Origin of the sequence: Curtobacterium sp. MCJR17_020 (genome assembly GCF_003234365.2) — a bacterium.
GTDB lineage: Bacteria > Actinomycetota > Actinomycetes > Actinomycetales > Microbacteriaceae > Curtobacterium.
The window spans coordinates 2,009,485-2,026,106 of sequence record NZ_CP126260.1 but is presented as its reverse complement, the minus strand read 5'-3'; the positions used below and the strand labels follow the sequence as shown (position 1 = coordinate 2,026,106).

The following is a 16,622-nucleotide window of genomic DNA, read 5'->3' as shown; positions in this document are numbered from 1 at the left end:
CCGATCAGTCTAGTCCGCTGCAGGCCAGCCCTCGGCGACCAGTCGGCGGGTGTCCCCGAGCATCTGGGACATCGACTTCGTCCGCGCGATGATCGGGAAGAAGTTCGCGTCGGACTGCCACCGCGGCACGACGTGCTGGTGCAGGTGCGCGGCGATGCCGGCCCCCGCGACCTCGCCCTGGTTCATGCCGATGTTGAAGCCGTCGCAGTGCGACACGGTGCGCAGGACCCGCATCGCGGTCTGGGTCAGCTCGCCCATCTCGCGGAGCTCGTCCGGCGTGGCCTCGTCGTACAGCGGCACGTGGCGGTACGGGCAGACCAGCAGGTGTCCGTTGTTGTACGGGAACAGGTTGAGCAGCACGTAGGCGTGCTCGCCCCGGGCGACGATGAGGGCGTCCTCGTCGGACTTCCGCGGTGCCTCGCAGAACGGGCAGTCGTCTGCGTGCCCGCGGCCCGTGCCCTCGCGCCCGGCGTCGATGTACGCCATCCGGTGCGGGTTCCACAGGCGCTGGAAGGCATCCGGGACGGCCGCACCGGTGGCGGCGTCCCGGATGACCAGCGGGTCCTGCTCGTCCGTCATCAGACCTGCGCGCGCTCGCGGATCGCCGTCAGGATGCGGTCGACCGCTTCGTCCACGGGCACGGCGTTGTCCTGCCGCCCGTCACGGAAGCGGAACGACACCGCACCGGCGTCGCGGTCGTCGCCGCCCGCGATGAGCTGGAACGGCACCTTCGCCTTGGTGTGCGTGCGGATCTTCTTCTGCATGCGGTCGTCCGAGTGGTCGACCTCTGCGCGGACGCCGTGCGACCGGAGCTTCGCGACGACCTCGTCGAGGTAGTCGCCGTACTCAGCCGCGACGGGGATGCCGACGACCTGCACCGGGGACAGCCAGGCCGGGAACGCTCCGGCGTAGTGCTCGGTCAGCACGCCGAAGAACCGCTCGATCGAGCCGAACAGTGCACGGTGGATCATCACCGGGCGCTGGCGGGAGCCGTCGGCCGCGGTGTAGTCGATGCCGAAGCGCTCGGGCAGGTTGAAGTCGAGCTGCACGGTCGACATCTGCCACGTGCGGCCGATGGCGTCGCGGGCCTGCACCGAGATCTTCGGGCCGTAGAAGGCGGCTCCGGCGGGGTCGGGCACGAGCTCGAGGCCGGACTCCTCGGCGACCTCGCGCAGGGTGTTCGTCGCGACGTCCCAGACCTCGTCGTCGCCGACGTACTTCTCCGGGTCCTTCGTCGAGAGCTCGAGGTAGAAGTCGTCGAGGCCGTAGTCGCGCAGCAGCGAGAGCACGAACTCGAGGGTCGTGGTCAGCTCCTCCTTCATCTTCTCCTGCGTGGTGAAGATGTGCGCGTCGTCCTGGGTCATGCCACGGACCCGGGTGAGGCCGTGGATGACGCCGGTCTTCTCGTTGCGGTAGACCGTGCCGAACTCGAACATCCGGAGCGGCAGGTCACGGTACGAACGCGGCTGCGACCGGTACGCCAGGATGTGCATCGGGCAGTTCATCGGCTTGAGGTAGTAGTCGGCTCCCTGGCGGGTGACGTTGCCGTCCTCGTCCTTCGCCTCGTCCATGTGCATGGCCGGGAACATGCCGTCCTTGTACCAGCCGAGGTGCCCGGAGGTCTCGAACAGGTCGCCCTTGGTGATGTGCGGCGTGTAGACGAACGAGTAGCCGTTCTCCTCGTGCCGACGGCGCGAGTAGTCCTCCATCTCGCGGCGGATGATGCCGCCCTTCGGGTGGAAGATCGCCAGACCGGACCCGATCTCGTCGGGGAACGAGAACAGGTCGAGTTCGGCACCGAGCTTGCGGTGGTCGCGCTTGGCGGCTTCTTCGAGCCGCACCAGGTACGCCTTGAGCTGGTCCTTGTCGGGCCAGGCGGTGCCGTAGATGCGCTGCAGCTGCGGGTTCTTCTCGGAGCCGCGCCAGTAGGCAGCGGCGACGCGCATGAGCTTCGCGGCGTTGCCGATCCAACGGGTGTGCGGCACGTGCGGGCCCCGGCAGAGGTCCTGCCAGACGACCTCACCCGACTTCGGGTCGACGTTCTCGTACACGGTGAGCTCGCCGGCGCCGACCTCGACGCTCTCGCCGGAGTCACCGTCGGTCGCAGCACCCTTGAGCCCGATGAGCTCCTGCTTGTACGGCTCCCCCGCCATCAGCTCGCGCGCCTGCTCGTCCGATACGACCACGCGGCGGAAGCGCTGGGCCTGCTTGACGATGCGGTCCATGCCCTTCTCGATCGCCTTGAGGTCCTCGGGGGTGAAGGGCTCGGCGACGTCGAAGTCGTAGTAGAAGCCGTCGGTGACGGGCGGCCCGATGCCGAGCTTGGCCTCGGGGTTGATCTGCTGCACGGCCTGCGCGAGCACGTGCGCGGCCGAGTGGCGGAGGATGTCGAGCCCGTCCTGCTCCTGCAGGGTGACGGCCTCGGCGGTCTCGCCGGCGGCGACGTCGGCAGCGAGGTCCTTGAGGACACCGTCGACGCGGATCGCGACGACGCCGCGCTCACCGTCGAAGAGCTCGGTGCCCGTCGTGGTCGTCGTCGCGGTGCGGGGCTCGGGTGCCTGGGGCACGGCTGCGGGCTCGGCGCTCTCCGGCGCTGCGGCGACTGACTCGGTCACGATGATGGGACTCCTCGATCGAAATGGTGCGTCAAGACTAGTGCGCGCGTGGGGTTCAGGCGGGCACGGCGCCGAGCGTCGTGACGGGCAGGCGCGGCTCGAGTCGCTCGCGTCCGTTCAGCCCGTCGAGCTCGAGCAGCGCGGCGAACCCGACCGCCTGGTAGCCCGCGCGTTCGAGCAGCGTGATGGTGGCGGCGCCGGTCCCACCGGTGGCGAGGACGTCGTCGACGACCAGGACCCGGGTGCCCGCGGGGAGCTGGCCCGGACGCAGCTCGAGCTCGGCCTCGCCGTACTCGAGTGCGTACTGCTCGCTGAGGACCTCGCCCGGCAGCTTGCCGGCCTTGCGCACCGTGAGCACGCCCACCTGGTGCTGCGCGGCGATCCCGCCGGCGAGGGCGAAGCCCCGTGCTTCGATGCCGGCGACGGCGTCGAACCCGGCACCGACCGCGAAGGGCGCGGCGAGTGCCTCGCACACGCGGCCGAACGCCACGGCGTCCGAGAACACCGGCGTCACGTCACGGAACAGCACCCCCGGCTCCGGGAAGTCCGGGACGACGGCGGTCAGGCGTTCGACGAGTGCAGCTGCGGTTTCGGTCACCCACCAACGGTACGGGAGGCCTTGGGTGCGTCCGAACGCCCCGCACGGTGCGAGGGGTGTCCGGGGTGGTGCGAGGTTCCGTACTCGGTGGCTCCCGGAGGGGCGGTCACCGAGTACGGAACCTCGCACGGTTCGTGCGGTGGGCGGCCGGGCGGCCGGCTCAGCGCCAGGCGCGCATGAGTGCGGCCTGCAGGAGCAGGTCGTTCTCGCGCTGCTGCCGCTCGCGGTCGAGCTGCAGCCGTGTTGCGTGGTCGATCACCGGGTGGACCCGGCGGGTCCGTCGGCTCCAGATGAAGAGCGACATGCCGATGCGCAGCGCGACGCGGTCGGAGAAGGAGACCCGGCGGCGCGGCGCGCCGGTATCGGGAGGACGGGTGGCGGTCTTCGATGACACGGTGATCCCTTTCAGGGCATGACGGAGTTGCCCGGCACACGGGCAGGAGTGGACTGCCCGGGTACACGGGCAGGACGAAATGAATGCGTGAGAATGCATTCCGCGGTCACCGGAGGAATGTCCGACGACGCGGTACTGAATGACTTCCGGTACCGAGAGCGTCGCACCGACCGCCGACATTCTCCGGCGACGATCGACGCAGTCCGATCGCGTGCACGGAGCACACGGATCGGGACCGATCGGCGATCGACGGAGCCGGTTCGACGCGAGCCAGAACGGCTCAGCGCGAGGTGTCAGGCGACGAACTCGTCACGAGACGAGGATCGAACGACACAGATGTCGGAAGAAGGCGGAACGCTCCGGGTCAGCGGACGCGGAACGGGGCGCCGACGCGTCCACGGATTCCACGGAACGGAGTGGTTGCGGTGATCATCATGGTCGGCCCCCTTTCGGTCTCGAGCTGTCGGAGTCGTCCCCCGGCTGGAGTCCAGCGGTTCGCGACGAGTGAACACTATCGGCACCGCAATTCGCAGCGCAACCCCTTTCTTCGATTTCTCCGGAATTGCATTCCCGAACACCCCGCAGCGCACCCGGGCGCGACGAAGGCCCGGTACCGAATCGGTACCGGGCCCCCGTGGTCGAACGGCTGCTACAGCGTCGCGGGTTCCACCACCGCTGCCGTCAGCACGTCGTCCACGACGTCGATCCGCACGGTGTCCCCGGCGGTCACGCCACCGTCGACCACGAGCGTCGCGATGCGGTCGTCGACCTCGCGCTGGATGAGCCGGCGGAGCGGACGGGCGCCGTACTCGGGCTCGTACCCGTGCTCGGCGAGCCAGTCGACCGCGGCGTCGGACACGGAGAGCACCATGTCCTGCGCGACGAGCCGGAGCGCCGTGTCCTGCAGCAGCAGCGACACGATCGACGTGATCTGCGACTGGTCGAGCTTGCGGAAGAGCACGATCTCGTCGATGCGGTTGATGAACTCCGGCCGCATGGCCTCGCGCAGCTTGCCCATCACACGGGCGCGGAGGTCGTCGTCGCCGTACCCGTCGGTCGTGCCCACCGGCGCGAAGCCGAGGGCGCCCGACCGCGAGGCCAGGAACTCCGAGCCGATGTTCGACGTCATGATGACGACGGTGTTCCGGAAGTCCACCGTGCGCCCCTGGCCGTCGGTCAGCCGCCCGTCGTCCAGCACCTGGAGCAGCAGGTTGAACACGTCGGGGTGCGCCTTCTCGACCTCGTCGAGCAGGATCACCGAGTACGGGTTCCGGCGCACGCGTTCCGTGAGCTGCCCGGCTTCGTCGTAGCCGACGTACCCGGGAGGAGCACCCACCAGCCGCGAGACGGTGTGCCGCTCGCCGAACTCGCTCATGTCGAAGCGGAGCATGGCGGACTCGTCACCGAACAGCGACGACGCCAGGGCCTTCGCCAGTTCGGTCTTGCCGACACCGGTCGGGCCGAGGAACAGGAAGCTGCCGACCGGTCGACGCTGGTCGCCCATGCCGGTCCGGCTGCGGCGGACGGCCTTCGCGATCGCCGCGACGGCGTCCTCCTGTCCGACGACGCGCTCGTGCAGTTCCTGCTCGAGCACGGCGAGCCGCGAGCGGTCGCCCTGGGTCAGGCGCGTCGCCGGGATGCCGGTGGCACGCGACACCACACCCGCGATGTCGCGTTCCGTGATCGAGGTGCCCACGGATTCCGGACGGGAGGCGCGGGGAGCGTCCGCCGACGTGGCGGCGGCGATCCGGGCCTCCAGTCCGACCGTCTCGTCGCGCAGGCGCGACGCCTCTTCGTACAGCTCCTCGGCGACCGCGCGGTCCTTCTCGGCCAGCAGCTCGGCGACCTGGTCGCGCAGGGCCTCGACGTCGACGGCACCCGAGCGGGCGAGCCGCCGGCGCGCGCCGGCCTGGTCGATGAGGTCGATGGCCTTGTCCGGCAGGTGCCGGTCGGTGACGTACCGGTGCGAGAGCTCGACGGCTGCGCGCAGCGACTCGGGCGTGTAGACGACGCCGTGGTGCTCCTCGTACCGGGGTGCGAGGCCGGTCAGGATCGCGACGGCGTCCTCGACACTCGGCTCCCCGACCGTGACCGGCTGGAAGCGACGCTCGAGTGCGGCGTCCTTCTCGATCCGGCGGTACTCGTTCAGGGTGGTCGCACCGACCAGGTGCAGGTCGCCGCGGGCGAGCCGGGGCTTGAGGATGTTGCCGGCGTCCATCGAGCCGCCCTCACCGCCACCACCGGCGCCCACGACGGTGTGGAGCTCGTCGACGAAGACGATGAGCTCGTCGGCGTGCGCCGCGATCTCGTCCATGGCCTTCGTCAGGCGCTCCTCGAAGTCGCCGCGGTACCGGGTGCCGGCGAGCATGCCGGGCAGGTCGAGTGCGACGACGCGCTTGCCCTGCAGCAGGGACGGGACGTCGCCGTCGACGATGCGCTGGGCGAGTCCTTCGACGATGGCGGTCTTGCCGACGCCGGGCTCGCCGATCAGGACGGGGTTGTTCTTGGTGCGGCGGAGCAGGATCTCGACCGCCTGCTCGATCTCGTCGGCACGACCGATGACGGGGTCGATACGGCCGTCACGGGCACGCGCGGTGAGGTCGGTGCCGAACTGGTCGAGGGTCGGGGTGTCGCTGACGGCACCGGACTCGTCCGTTCCGGTCGTCGCACCGGTTCCTGGCATGGGGCGCCCCTCTCGTGCTGCTGCCGCGGCCTGCTGGGCGTAGTCCTGCATGGCCTGCGGGGTGACACCGGCGCTGGCGAGCAGCTGCCCGGTGACGGTCTCCTGGTCGGTCACGAGCGCGAAGAAGACGTGCTCGGGGTCGGTGTAGGTGCTGCCGAAGCCCCGCGCGGCCTGGGTGGCCTCGACGAGGATGCGCTGCGCCGTGCCGGTCAGGGCCGGGCGGCCGGTCTGCTCGGGCTGCGGCTCGCGGGCCATCGGCAGACGCTGTTCGATCTCGGCGGCGAGGCGCTCGGGGTCGACCCCAGCGGAACGGACGACGGCGTCGAACGGCTCGGTGCGGACGAGCACGTGCAGCAGGTGCAGTGCGTCGAGCTCGTGCTGCCCCTGCGACACCGCGTACTCGGCGGTGTGCTGGAGCAGCTCGTGGGTACGGCGGCTGAGGAGCCGCGTGATGTCCACCGGTCGGCCGAACGCACGGGGGCGCTGCGGGTCACCGGTGTTCTGCGCCGCGAGGAGGCGGGCGAGGAACTCGTCGAACGAGTCACTGCCGCCGGTCGGGCCGAACGTCTCTGGCAAAGGGACCTCCTGGGGAACTTGAGTGCCTTCGACTCAATGCAACGCAGGAATGCCGGGGTCATTCCCGACGACGAAAAAACTTGCGGCGACCTGACTCAGGTCCGCGCGATCGCTGCCGAGATCGCCTCGGTGACCCGCGCGAGGTCGGCCGGAGCCACCTCGATGTCGAAGCCGCGGCGCCCGCCGGAGACGAAGATGCTGTCGTACGCCAGGGCCGACTCGTCGAGCACGGTCCGGATCCGGGACTTCTGGCCGACCGGGCTGATGCCACCGACGACGTACCCGGTGCGCTTCTCGGCGAGGGCTGGATCGGCCAGCGTCGCCTTCTTGCCACCGACCGCCGCCGCGATGGCCTTGAGGTCGAGCCGGTTCGCCACCGGCACGATCGCCACCGCCAGTGCGCCGTCGACCGAGACGACCAGGGTCTTGAAGACCTGCTCCTCGCGGAGCCCCAGGGCTGCGGCGGCCTCCTCGCCGAAGTTCGTGGCGCTCTCGTGGTGGTCGTACACGTGCGGCGTGTACGACACCCCGGCTCGGTCGAGCGCGACGGTCGCTGGGGTGCTCGGCGAACCTGCGGTCATGCGGCGATCCTCCCCCGCGCTGCCGTCCTGTCCGTGGCGGCACGCGGGCGTTACGCTGAACCGACCATGACCGTCGCCCTGCTGATCCTCCGCGCCGCCGCCGCGCTGGTGCTCGGTGCGCCCGCGGTCGGCGACCCCGCGGCCGGCGTCCTGCCGCTGCTGGCGGTGGCCGCGCTCGGCCTGACGGCCGTCGCCGTGGCGGTCGTCGTCGCGCAGGTCATCGCCACGGTGCTGGCGGCGGTCCTCGGGCTGCGGCCGACGGGTGTCGAACACGCTGCGGTGCCGGACCTGGTCACCCGCATCGCGTGGAGTCACCCCGATGCCGACGGGCACGTCCGATCGCGTGCCCCGGGAGTCGTCGCCCCGGCCTGACCACCGACCGGTGGCCGGCCCCCTCGCGACCCCTCCTGCGAACCACCACCGATCGGAACCGTCATGGACCTGTCCACCCTGCCCCTCGTCGGTCCGCTGCTGCACGGCGGCGCGGACCTCGTCGCCGCCCTGACCGCGGCGCTCTCCCCCACCACGGGGTCGTTCGCCGCGGCGATCGCCGTCGTGCTCCTGACCCTGGCCGTCCGGGCCGTGCTCGTGCCGTTGTCCGTTCTGCAGGTCCGAGCGGAGCGCGACCGACGTCGGCTCGCGCCGCAGCTCGCCGCCCTGCGGAAGCGGCACGGGAAGAACGCCGAGCAGCTGCAACGCGCGGTCCAGCAGCTCTACACGAACGAGAAGGTCTCACCCCTGGCTGGCTGCCTGCCCGTCCTCGCGCAGGCCCCGGTGCTGTCCCTCGTCTACGCCCTGTTCACGCACGCGTCGATCGGCGGCACGGTGAACGCCCTGCTCGAGGCCACCCTGGTCGGCGTCCCGCTCGGGCACTCGCTCGTCATCACACTGACGTCGCCGCTCTGGGTGCACGCCTGGGTCGTCGTCCTGCTGCTGGCCGTGCTCGCTGTCATCGTGGAGCTCAGCCGTCGCGCGAATCTGCGCTGGAACCCGGTCCCGACACAGGAGCCGGGAGCACAGGTGCCCGGTGCGGCAGCGACCGCCGCGATCGGACGGTTCGCGCCGTTCATCACGGTCCTGTTCGCCGCGATCGCGCCACTCGCCGCCGCGCTGTACGTCGTCACCAGCGCCGCGTGGACGGCCGGCGAGCGGGCCGTGCTGCGCCGGGTGATCCGGTAGCGCCGGCGCGCGGCGTCGGCCCCGGCGTCAGCCGCCTTGGCCCTCCTGCTGCGGCCCCTGGTCGACCGGGTCGTACTCGGTGCCGCGCCCCTGTTCCTCGTCGGCGGTCGGCACGTGGCGCTCCGTGCCGGTCCCGCCGGGGCTCGTGGCCACGTAGTCGGCCTCGCCGGACTGGGTGTCGTGGCTCAGCGGTTCGAGGGTCTCCGGGTCGGCGTCGTGCCGCGGTTCGGGTTCGGTGCTCATGCGTCACGCCTACTCCCCTCGTTCTGGGTGCGCGCCGCCGCCCCGGCAGTGCCACGATGAAGGGAGTCCACGCGACCGGCAGATCGGGAGTGCGCATGGCCCACGACGACGTGGCAGCGGAACGGGCACGGCTCGAGGCCGTCGCCTGGGGAGCGGCATCGAGCCCCGCCGACGCGGCGCGCGCCCGGATCGCGCTGCAGGACATGGCGAGCCCGCGGCGGTCGGGTGGTCGGCGAGCGAGCGCAGGTGCCGCTTCCGCCTCGGGGCCGGACGAGCGGCCGGGAGGCACGGCCCCGGCCACCGGCCAGGTCGCGTCCCCCGAGCGGTCGGCTCCACCGCCCCACCCGTCGCCGAAACTGACGGCTCCACCGCCCGCGCCCTCGCCGGAACGGTCGGTGCCGCAGCATGCGGCGGCTGCCGCCGAACCGCAGCCGTCCCGGCAACCGGATCCCTCCCTGCGAACGTCGGCCGGACCGTGGGCGGCGACCGAGGCCCGAGGACCCGACCGCCCCGACGACGCGGGTGACGACGACGGGGGTGAGCCGGGCCTCCCGGTCGGACCGACGCGACGGTCCCGGTGGCGCACACTGCTCTGGACGGAGCGGCCACGCGTCTGGATCGCGCTCGGCGCGGCAGCGGCGGTCGGTGTGGCGTTCGCCGCCGGCACCGTCGTCGGGCCCGTCCGCGGCGACGTCGCGGCGGCACCGAGCGTCACGCCGACGGCGGGCACGGTCACGCTCGAGCAGCTGCTCGACGTGCCGCAGACCTACGCCGACCAGCTGCCGGGGCCGGTGGAGGCACCCGTGAGCCTGCACTCCACGCGGCTCGTGTTCACGAACCGGGCGCTGGACGGCGGCTCGTTCGACACGCCGTGGGCCGTGTGGGCCGGGGTCGGCACGGACCGGTCGACGATCTGCCTGGTGGCGACGGCGAACCGGATCGAGTCGTCGACGGCGTGCTTCCCGCGCGAGGCGGCGCTGCACGGCTCGGTGTCGATGTCGGCGCAGTCGATGAGCGGGACGTTGACGATCGCGCTCCGGGGCGGCGGCGTGCAGGGTCGGGTGACGAACGAGAACTGAGGGCGCGGGCTGTTGGACGCGCTGTTTGTTGGAGCGCTCCGAGAATCTCCTCGGATCCCCTCGCGGGCTGCGGTCCATCGTGCAACACTGGATGAGCGCACTCGCCGTGGAGTCGTACCCACATCACCCACATCCACAGCGAGCGCGCCCCGCAGACCTCCCGGTCATCGTCGTTCCCCCGAACGGCACCGTCGCGCGCTCGCCCGTGCCCCGGAGGAGGTCAGCAGCGTGTCCACCAACACCACCACCTCGGCCGTGTCGACGAACACGCGGCCGATCACCGTCACCACCCAGTCCATCGTCGGCATCGCCGTCCTCGGGCTGGCGACGTTCTTCGCCATCACCACCGAGCTCATGCCCGTCGGGCTGCTCGGCACGATGAGCGCCGACCTCGGTGTGTCCGAGGCCACCATGGGCATCGTCGTCACCGTGTACGCGGGGGCCGTGGCGCTCCTGGCGCTCCCGCTCACCGCCTTCACCGCGAAGCTCCCCCGCAAGGCCGTGCTCGTGTCGACGCTCGTCGGCTACACGGTCTCGAACCTCATGATCGCGTTCGCTCCGTCGTTCGCCGTCGTCTGCGCCGGCCGGGTCGTCGGCGGGATCGCGCACGCGCTGTTCTTCTCGGTCGCCTCGGCGTACGCCACCCGGATCGTGCCGCCGCGCCTGGCCGGCCGTGCCATCGCGTTCGTGTACTCGGGCAGCTCGCTCGGGTTCGTGCTCGGCGTGCCCGTCGCCACCTGGGTCGCGCAGCACATCGGCTGGCGCCCCGCCGTGTTCTCGATCGGTGTCGCCGCCGCCGTGCTCGCCGCCGTGGCGCTGCTGTTCCTGCCCGCCGTCAGCGGTGCCTCGTCGCCGCACATCGGGTCCCCGAAGGCCTGGGCACGCACCGGGCTGCTGTCCGTCGTGATCGCCGACCTACTCCTGTTCGCCGGGCACTACGTCGTCTACACCTACGTCGGGCCGTACGCGATCGACGCCGGACTCGACGCCTCGATGGTGAGCGGTGCGCTGCTGGTCCTGGGCGGCACCGGGGTGATCGGGCTCTGGCTGGCGGGCATGTTCGTCGACCGGGCGCCCCGCCAGACCCTCATCGCCGCCGTCGCCGTGATGGCCGTCGCGTTCGCCGCGATGCCGTTCGTGCACGGCTCCCTGGTCGGCACGATGGTCGTCGCCGGCGTGTGGATGGCCGCGAACGGCACGACGGGCACGCTCTTCATGGCGGCCGCGATCCGCTCCGGAGGCGTCTCCCCCGACATCGCCGGCGCGCTCATCAACGGTGCGTCGAACATCGGCATCGCCGGTGGTGCAGCGATCGGCGGCCAGGCCCTCGGGATCGTCGGCTTGCAGTACCTGCCGTTCGCCGGTGGTGCGGTGCTGCTCGGGTCGCTCGGGGTCGTCGTGCTGGCGCGTCGGGGATTCCCGGTGCACACGGTCGGGCAGGAGCACCTGTCGACGTCGTCGATCGAGGCGATCACGTCCTCGCTCGCGGTGGTCACCACGTCGGTGCCCGTCGTCGGCCGGGCGATCCAGACCCTGACGGGGTCGGTCGCGACGGTCACGGGTTCGCACCGTACGCACCGCACGCAGTAGCGCGGCGAGGCTGGGCGTCGCGTCGGCCCCGTGCGGCGCCGAGGTTCCGAAATCTCGGCATCTCGGCGGTCCTGGCGGCGATCCGTGGAACCTCGGCGGTGGGGCGGCGGCATGTCGTGGAACCCCGGCGGCGAGGTCCGGGCGTGGCGTCGTCGTGGCAGAGTGACGCGGCGTGTGGCGGCGTGTGGCGAGGGGCCGCGGCGACATGCCGTGTGCGTGGCGCTGAGGTTCCACGAACCGCCGCCGGCACCGCCGAGATGGGCAGATTTCGGAACCTCGGGGGTGGGGCGGCCGCCGACGACGAAGGGCGGGTCCGGCATCGCGCCGGGCCTGCCCCTCCGTCGTGACCGATCAGTCCTGCAGGTGGCTCCGGCGACGGTTGCGCACCGCGCGGTAGGTCAGCAGCGCAGCGCCGAGCAGCACGAGCACCCCGGCAGCGATCAGCCCGGGCTTCAGGTCCGCACCGGTGTAGGCCAGCGGACCGCCGTCACCGACGTCACCCGAACCAGAGGCCGGCGCGTTGCCCGATCCTCCGGCAGCCGGCACGGTCGGCACCGCGGTCGGCGAGTTGCTCGGTGTCGGCGCACTGGGCGACGGGGACGGAACCGGGGTCACCGCGGCCTCGATCACGAAGGCCAGCGGGGTCGCAGCACCTTCCTCGGGCGTGACGACGGTCACCGGAGTGGCGCCGTCGACGTCGACCGTGATCGTGTACTCGGTCGTCGGCTGCAGGTCGACCAGGTCGAAGGCGCCGTCGTCGTCGGTGGCCACGGTCACCGGCGGGCCGGCCTCCGGGTCGGTCGGCGTCGCGACGACGTCCACGCCGGCGACCGGGTCGCCGTTCGTGTCCACGACGGTGCCGGGCTGGTCGGTCGTGATGACCTCGGGCGCAGCGGGGGCCTCGAACGGCAGGTCCGACGTCACGCTGGTGCCGGCGACCGCGGCGATGCCGGTGTTCGCGGTGTCACCGGTCGCTCCCGCGGCGGGGACCACCGTGCGGACCGTGTAGGTGCCCGCAACCGTGGCGAAGGTGTACCGCCCGTCGGCGTCGGTGGTGTCCGAGCCGACGACGGCGCCGGACTCGTCGAGGAGTTCGACGACCACGCCGGCGGGCACGGGCGTCCCGTCGAGGGACACGACGCCGGTCACGGTGGCGATGACGGCGGGCGGGGCCACGATCGTCGGATCGGCGGGAGCGGCGCCGACCTCACCCGTTGTGATCGGCTGAGGCTCCCCGTCGGCGACGGAGACGTCCAGCTCGGTGCCGGCGGGCAGGTCGGAACCGGTGTACACACCGTCGCTGTTCGTCGTGGTGTCGACCAGCGTGTCGCCGGTGTCCGGGTCGGTGATGACGACCGGGATGTTCGAGACCGGGTTGCCGTCGTCGTCGGTCACCGTCCCGATCACCGCGACGGTCTCCGGTGGCGATGTGAACGCGAAGTCGGCGACCCCGTCGACGCCGCCTGGGGTGCCGTCAACAGCGAGCGACACGCGCTGCGGTTGCTCCGGACCGTCAGCACCCGCCGGCGGGGTGACCTCGACGCGGTAGTTCGCGATCACCGGCAACTGCGGGAACACGTAGTTGCCGTCGGCGTCGGTGGTCGTCGTGTAGACGGTGCCGCGCGGTGCGGTCACGGTGACGGTGGCTCCCGGGATCGGGGTGCCGTCGAGCGTTGCGGTGCCGCTGATCGCCGCGGTGCGGTTGGCGAACCAGGTCTGGTACACCGGGAACCCGCTGCGCTGCTGGTACGTGATGGTCAGGCTGGTGAGCGAAACGGTGGGGGTGAACCACGCTGTGGCGCCCGCGGTGTCCGACGCGGCGGCGTTGCCGGTCAGGGTGCGCGTGGCCTCGTCCCACGTCGGCTTGTCCTGGCCCGTCGTGCCGTCGGGGTCCGGGGTGCAGGACCAGCCGCCTGCCACGGCAGCAGAGCATGAGTTGTATCCGGTCGTGCCACCGGCCCTGCCGTTGAAGCCGAGCTGCTCCCCGGTCGCAGCTCCGCCGCCGGCCACCGTGGCCGAGATCGTGGCCTGGTCGGCGTCGATGTCGCCGAGGACGAACGACCAGCTCTGCGCGCCGGGCGTCGCGCCGTCGAACGTGTAGGTGGTGGTCGACGCCGAGTCCGAGTTCGGACGGTCGGCCTGTGGCCGCTGGTTCATGTACGTCTGGCCCCGGCTCGTGCCGTAGACCTGGCCCGGAGGCGTCCCCGCCGACTGCCACGTCGACGCCCCGCTGATCACGGTCGACTGCCGCGAGTTCGAGGTGAACGTCGTCGCGGGGAACCCGGCCAACGTCATCGTGCCGGTGTACGCCTTCGAGGCCCCGCTCAGGGTGAACGTGCCCCAGTTGCCCGCGGGCTCCGCCGAGGCGCTCGTCGCGCCGCCGATCGCGAGTCCTGCTCCGAGTGCGAGGGCGGTGAGCCCCGCCGTGACCGCGCGCCAGCGCCGCATGTGTACTCCCCTGGTGGTGACGTCGGCGTGCCCCGACGTCCGTGCAGGCTATCCAGACGGCGCGGACCCGGTCCACACCGACACCACATCGTGATTCAGGCGGGTCGGTCGAGCAGCACGAGCAGCGCGTCCACCGCGGCGACCTGGCCCGCGACGAGCAGCTCCCGCGCCTCGGCGACCGGCACCCACCGGGCGTCGTCGACCTCCGGCACGTCGACGAACCGTCCCGAGCCACGTGGCAGCTCGAGCCGGACGGTGTTGCTCCGCACGACGGCGACCTCGAACCCCGGGGCCGGGGCGGCGAACACCCGGACGCGCTTGCCCGAGGCCTGCCGGAACTCGCCCAGGTCCGTGACGTCGTCGACGGCCACGGGTGCGGGGACCCCGATCTCCTCACCGAACTCGCGCATGGCAGTCTCGAGTGGGTCCTCGCCGGGTTCGACGAGTCCCTTCGGGATCGACCAGGCACGTGGCCGGTTCCGCCAGAACGGCCCGCCCATGTGCGCGACGAAGACCTCCGGCCCGGCCGGACCGGTCCGGTGCAGCAACAGTCCGGCGCTCACCACCACGCCTGCGAGACTACGCGGCGTCGGCCAGGAGGCCCGGTCCGCGTCCGCCGCCCGCGGTCACCACCGCGCACGGCCGGTTCCACCGCCCCCGGCCGGAGTACCGTGTGGCGCACGGAGCGCCATGTGACGCCCCCGGAGCCTGCGATGGAGGAGGCCGATCGGGATGGACGAGCGATGGACGACGGTGACGTTGGCCGCCGACGCGGCGATGCCCCACGACGAGGCCCTGCGGTGGATCGTGGCCCGCGCCGGTGCCGGTGTCGAGCGGCTGCGGATCATCGGCGCGGACCACGCGCTGGAGGGCCGGACGCCGGTCGCCGACCAGCTCGCCGAGGCCTCGCGGACCGCCCTGCCCGGTGTGGCGGTCGAGGTGCACCGGCACGCGGGCCCGTTCGCCGCAGCCCTGGTCGAGGAGTCGGACGGCAGTGACCTGCTCGTGATCGGGAGCTTCCGCCACCGGCGCGGATCGACGGCCGGCGGTGACCCGGCGCGGGTCGCTGAGCGTGCTGCCGTCCCGACCGTGGTCGTGCCGGAGGGTCCGCACCCGATCGACGGCGACGTGGTGCTCGCGGTGGAGGACCCGATCGACGAACGTGCGGTGTCCATCGCCGTCGGCGAGGCCGTCCGGCGGAACCGACGGCTGACGCTGCTGCGCGCGTGGGAGATGCCCGTGCTCACCCGGACCGGGCTGACCGACTTCGCCGAGGACCCGCTCCGGTGGCGCACCAGCAACGCCGAGCTGCTGCAGCGGGTGACGTCCGTGCTGGCCGCGCGGTACCCGTCACTCCGCATCCGTCCGCTGCTGGTCGAGGGCCACCCGGGTCACGCGATCGCCTCGCACACCCGCCGCGCGTCGCTGGTGGTGCTCGGTCGCGGGCACGTGCGCGCGCTCTCGGGCTCGTTGCTCCACGACGTCGTCCGCGAGACGGCAGCCCCGGTCTGCGTGGTCCCGCCAGCGGCGCACGCGGATTGCGGAGCAGCCACGGCGACCGAGACCGCCGGTGGGATCAGCCGGCGAGGGCGCGGATCGCGGCGGCCATCCGCGCGGTCAGGTACGTGACGCCGCGCTCGTTCGGGTGCAGGGCGCCGGCCTTCAGGTCGATCTTCCGCAGGTCGCCGGAACCGGTGAGGGTCACGCCGGCCACGTAGCGCTTCGACGCGGCGCACGGCGAGTGGTCCTGCGTGCTCGCGAACACGTCGACGAACCGCACCCCGGCGGCGGCGGCAGCGGACCGGGAGACCTCGTTGAGCTCGTCCTGGACCCCGTGCAGGTACTCGACGTCGGTGTCCGTGAACGGGTAGGTGTCCGACGGGAACGAGCCCGCCAGGGTGCCGAGGTCGAGTGCGGACCGGAAGCAGCCCTTCGCGGGGGTGTCCTCGGCGTCCGGGAAGATCGCCGGGTACCCGAGGAACACGACGACGGCGTTCGGGGCGGCCCGCTGCACCGCGCCGAGGGTGTCGGCGATGCCGAGGGCCACGCGCGACTGGATCTTCACGGCGAGCTGGTCGACGCCGTCCTGCACCAGGGTGCTCTCGCACGACGGGGCGTCGCGGCCCGAGAACACCGGGCCGTTCGCGGAGATCGCCAGGCACGAGGCCGCCGTGCCGAACAGGTCCGCGTCGTTGCCGCCGATCGTCAGGGTCACCAGTCGGGTGCGGTCGGACAGCGACTCGATCTGGGGTGGGACGCCCTTGAACTGGTGGCCCGTGGTGACGTCGTCGCTCGTGGCGCCGGCGCACGTGACGTCGGTCAGGGCGAGCCCGAACTGGGCCGCGAGCCGGTGTGGGTAGTCGCGCGCCGACTGCACGCAGGCGTTCGTGGGCAGCCCGGTGCGGTCCCCCAGGCCGTACCCGGCCGAGTAGGAGTCGCCGAGCGCCACGTACTCACTGCCTGGGGGGATCGCGTCGAGCGTCTCGGTGGGGTCGGCGGTCACGGGGTACGGCTCGGGCACCGGCCACATCGGCGCCGCGGAGGCCGGCGGCGCGCCGACGGACCCGCCGAGGCCCGCCGCCACGAGACAGACGGCGCCGACCACCGCCAGGGCAGCGCGCAGTGGTCGGCGGGCG

General features: G+C 72.1%; 15 protein-coding genes. 5 read left to right on the top strand and 10 right to left on the bottom strand.

Translation table 11 applies throughout. The annotated features are described in order from the left end of the window. Positions 1-9 precede the first annotated feature (9 nt). The 6 genes from DEJ14_RS09610 to ybaK form a co-directional block, all read right to left on the bottom strand. Entirely contained in the window at positions 10-579 is a 570-nt protein-coding gene (locus DEJ14_RS09610) for an HIT family protein (protein WP_111084047.1), read from the bottom strand. Then, positions 579-2,567, bottom strand: coding sequence for a threonine--tRNA ligase (gene thrS, locus DEJ14_RS09605; RefSeq protein ID WP_111084180.1), 1,989 nt, complete (start codon positions 2,565-2,567; stop codon positions 579-581). The genes DEJ14_RS09610 and thrS overlap by 1 nt, the downstream gene beginning before the upstream one ends. Before the next feature lie 103 nt (positions 2,568-2,670). Next, positions 2,671-3,213, bottom strand: a complete 543-nt coding sequence (locus DEJ14_RS09600) for an adenine phosphoribosyltransferase (protein ID WP_111084048.1) — start codon at positions 3,211-3,213, stop codon at positions 2,671-2,673. 160 nt (positions 3,214-3,373) lie between these two features. Next, the gene (locus tag DEJ14_RS09595) at positions 3,374-3,607 is read right to left on the bottom strand and encodes a hypothetical protein (RefSeq protein ID WP_111084049.1); all 234 of its coding nucleotides are present in this window, start codon (positions 3,605-3,607) and stop codon (positions 3,374-3,376) included. A 649-nt stretch (positions 3,608-4,256) separates the two neighbouring features. Continuing rightward, on the bottom strand, positions 4,257-6,866 hold the full coding sequence (locus tag DEJ14_RS09590; protein WP_111084050.1) for an ATP-dependent Clp protease ATP-binding subunit: 2,610 nt from the start codon (positions 6,864-6,866) through the stop codon (positions 4,257-4,259). Positions 6,867-6,961: 95 nt separating this feature from the next. Further along, positions 6,962-7,447, bottom strand: coding sequence for a Cys-tRNA(Pro) deacylase (gene ybaK, locus DEJ14_RS09585; protein WP_111084051.1), 486 nt, complete (start codon positions 7,445-7,447; stop codon positions 6,962-6,964). 66 nt (positions 7,448-7,513) lie between these two features. Between ybaK and DEJ14_RS09580 the strand changes: the two genes are divergently transcribed. After that, positions 7,514-7,819, top strand: a complete 306-nt coding sequence (locus DEJ14_RS09580) for a DUF6412 domain-containing protein (RefSeq protein ID WP_111084052.1) — start codon at positions 7,514-7,516, stop codon at positions 7,817-7,819. Positions 7,820-7,882: 63 nt separating this feature from the next. After that, entirely contained in the window at positions 7,883-8,626 is a 744-nt protein-coding gene (locus tag DEJ14_RS09575) for a YidC/Oxa1 family membrane protein insertase (RefSeq protein ID WP_111084053.1), read from the top strand. 27 nt (positions 8,627-8,653) lie between these two features. Here DEJ14_RS09575 and DEJ14_RS09570 read toward each other — a convergent pair whose 3' ends face one another. Beyond that, positions 8,654-8,869 carry a hypothetical protein gene (locus DEJ14_RS09570; RefSeq protein WP_111084054.1) on the bottom strand — a complete coding sequence of 72 codons (216 nt, stop codon included), beginning with the start codon at positions 8,867-8,869 and terminating at the stop codon, positions 8,654-8,656. A 95-nt stretch (positions 8,870-8,964) separates the two neighbouring features. On the opposite strand from DEJ14_RS09570, the gene DEJ14_RS09565 reads away from it, so the two are divergent. Then, positions 8,965-9,948 (top strand): hypothetical protein, encoded by a 984-nt coding sequence (locus DEJ14_RS09565; RefSeq protein ID WP_146249677.1) that lies wholly within the window; start codon positions 8,965-8,967, stop codon positions 9,946-9,948. Between the two features lie 228 nt (positions 9,949-10,176). After that, the gene (locus DEJ14_RS09560) at positions 10,177-11,538 is read left to right on the top strand and encodes an MFS transporter (protein WP_111084056.1); all 1,362 of its coding nucleotides are present in this window, start codon (positions 10,177-10,179) and stop codon (positions 11,536-11,538) included. Positions 11,539-11,889: 351 nt separating this feature from the next. Here DEJ14_RS09560 and DEJ14_RS09555 read toward each other — a convergent pair whose 3' ends face one another. Then, complete coding sequence (locus DEJ14_RS09555; RefSeq protein ID WP_111084057.1) at positions 11,890-13,986, bottom strand: carboxypeptidase regulatory-like domain-containing protein; 2,097 nt, start codon at positions 13,984-13,986, stop codon at positions 11,890-11,892. 95 nt (positions 13,987-14,081) lie between these two features. Continuing rightward, positions 14,082-14,555 carry an NUDIX hydrolase gene (locus tag DEJ14_RS09550; RefSeq protein WP_258373168.1) on the bottom strand — a complete coding sequence of 158 codons (474 nt, stop codon included), beginning with the start codon at positions 14,553-14,555 and terminating at the stop codon, positions 14,082-14,084. 163 nt (positions 14,556-14,718) lie between these two features. Between DEJ14_RS09550 and DEJ14_RS09545 the strand changes: the two genes are divergently transcribed. Beyond that, positions 14,719-15,615, top strand: a complete 897-nt coding sequence (locus tag DEJ14_RS09545) for a universal stress protein (protein ID WP_111084058.1) — start codon at positions 14,719-14,721, stop codon at positions 15,613-15,615. On the opposite strand, the gene DEJ14_RS09540 is transcribed toward DEJ14_RS09545, so the two are convergent. Beyond that, the gene (locus DEJ14_RS09540) at positions 15,563-16,507 is read right to left on the bottom strand and encodes an SGNH/GDSL hydrolase family protein (protein ID WP_165903549.1); all 945 of its coding nucleotides are present in this window, start codon (positions 16,505-16,507) and stop codon (positions 15,563-15,565) included. The genes DEJ14_RS09545 and DEJ14_RS09540 overlap by 53 nt on opposite strands. Positions 16,508-16,622 lie beyond the last annotated feature (115 nt).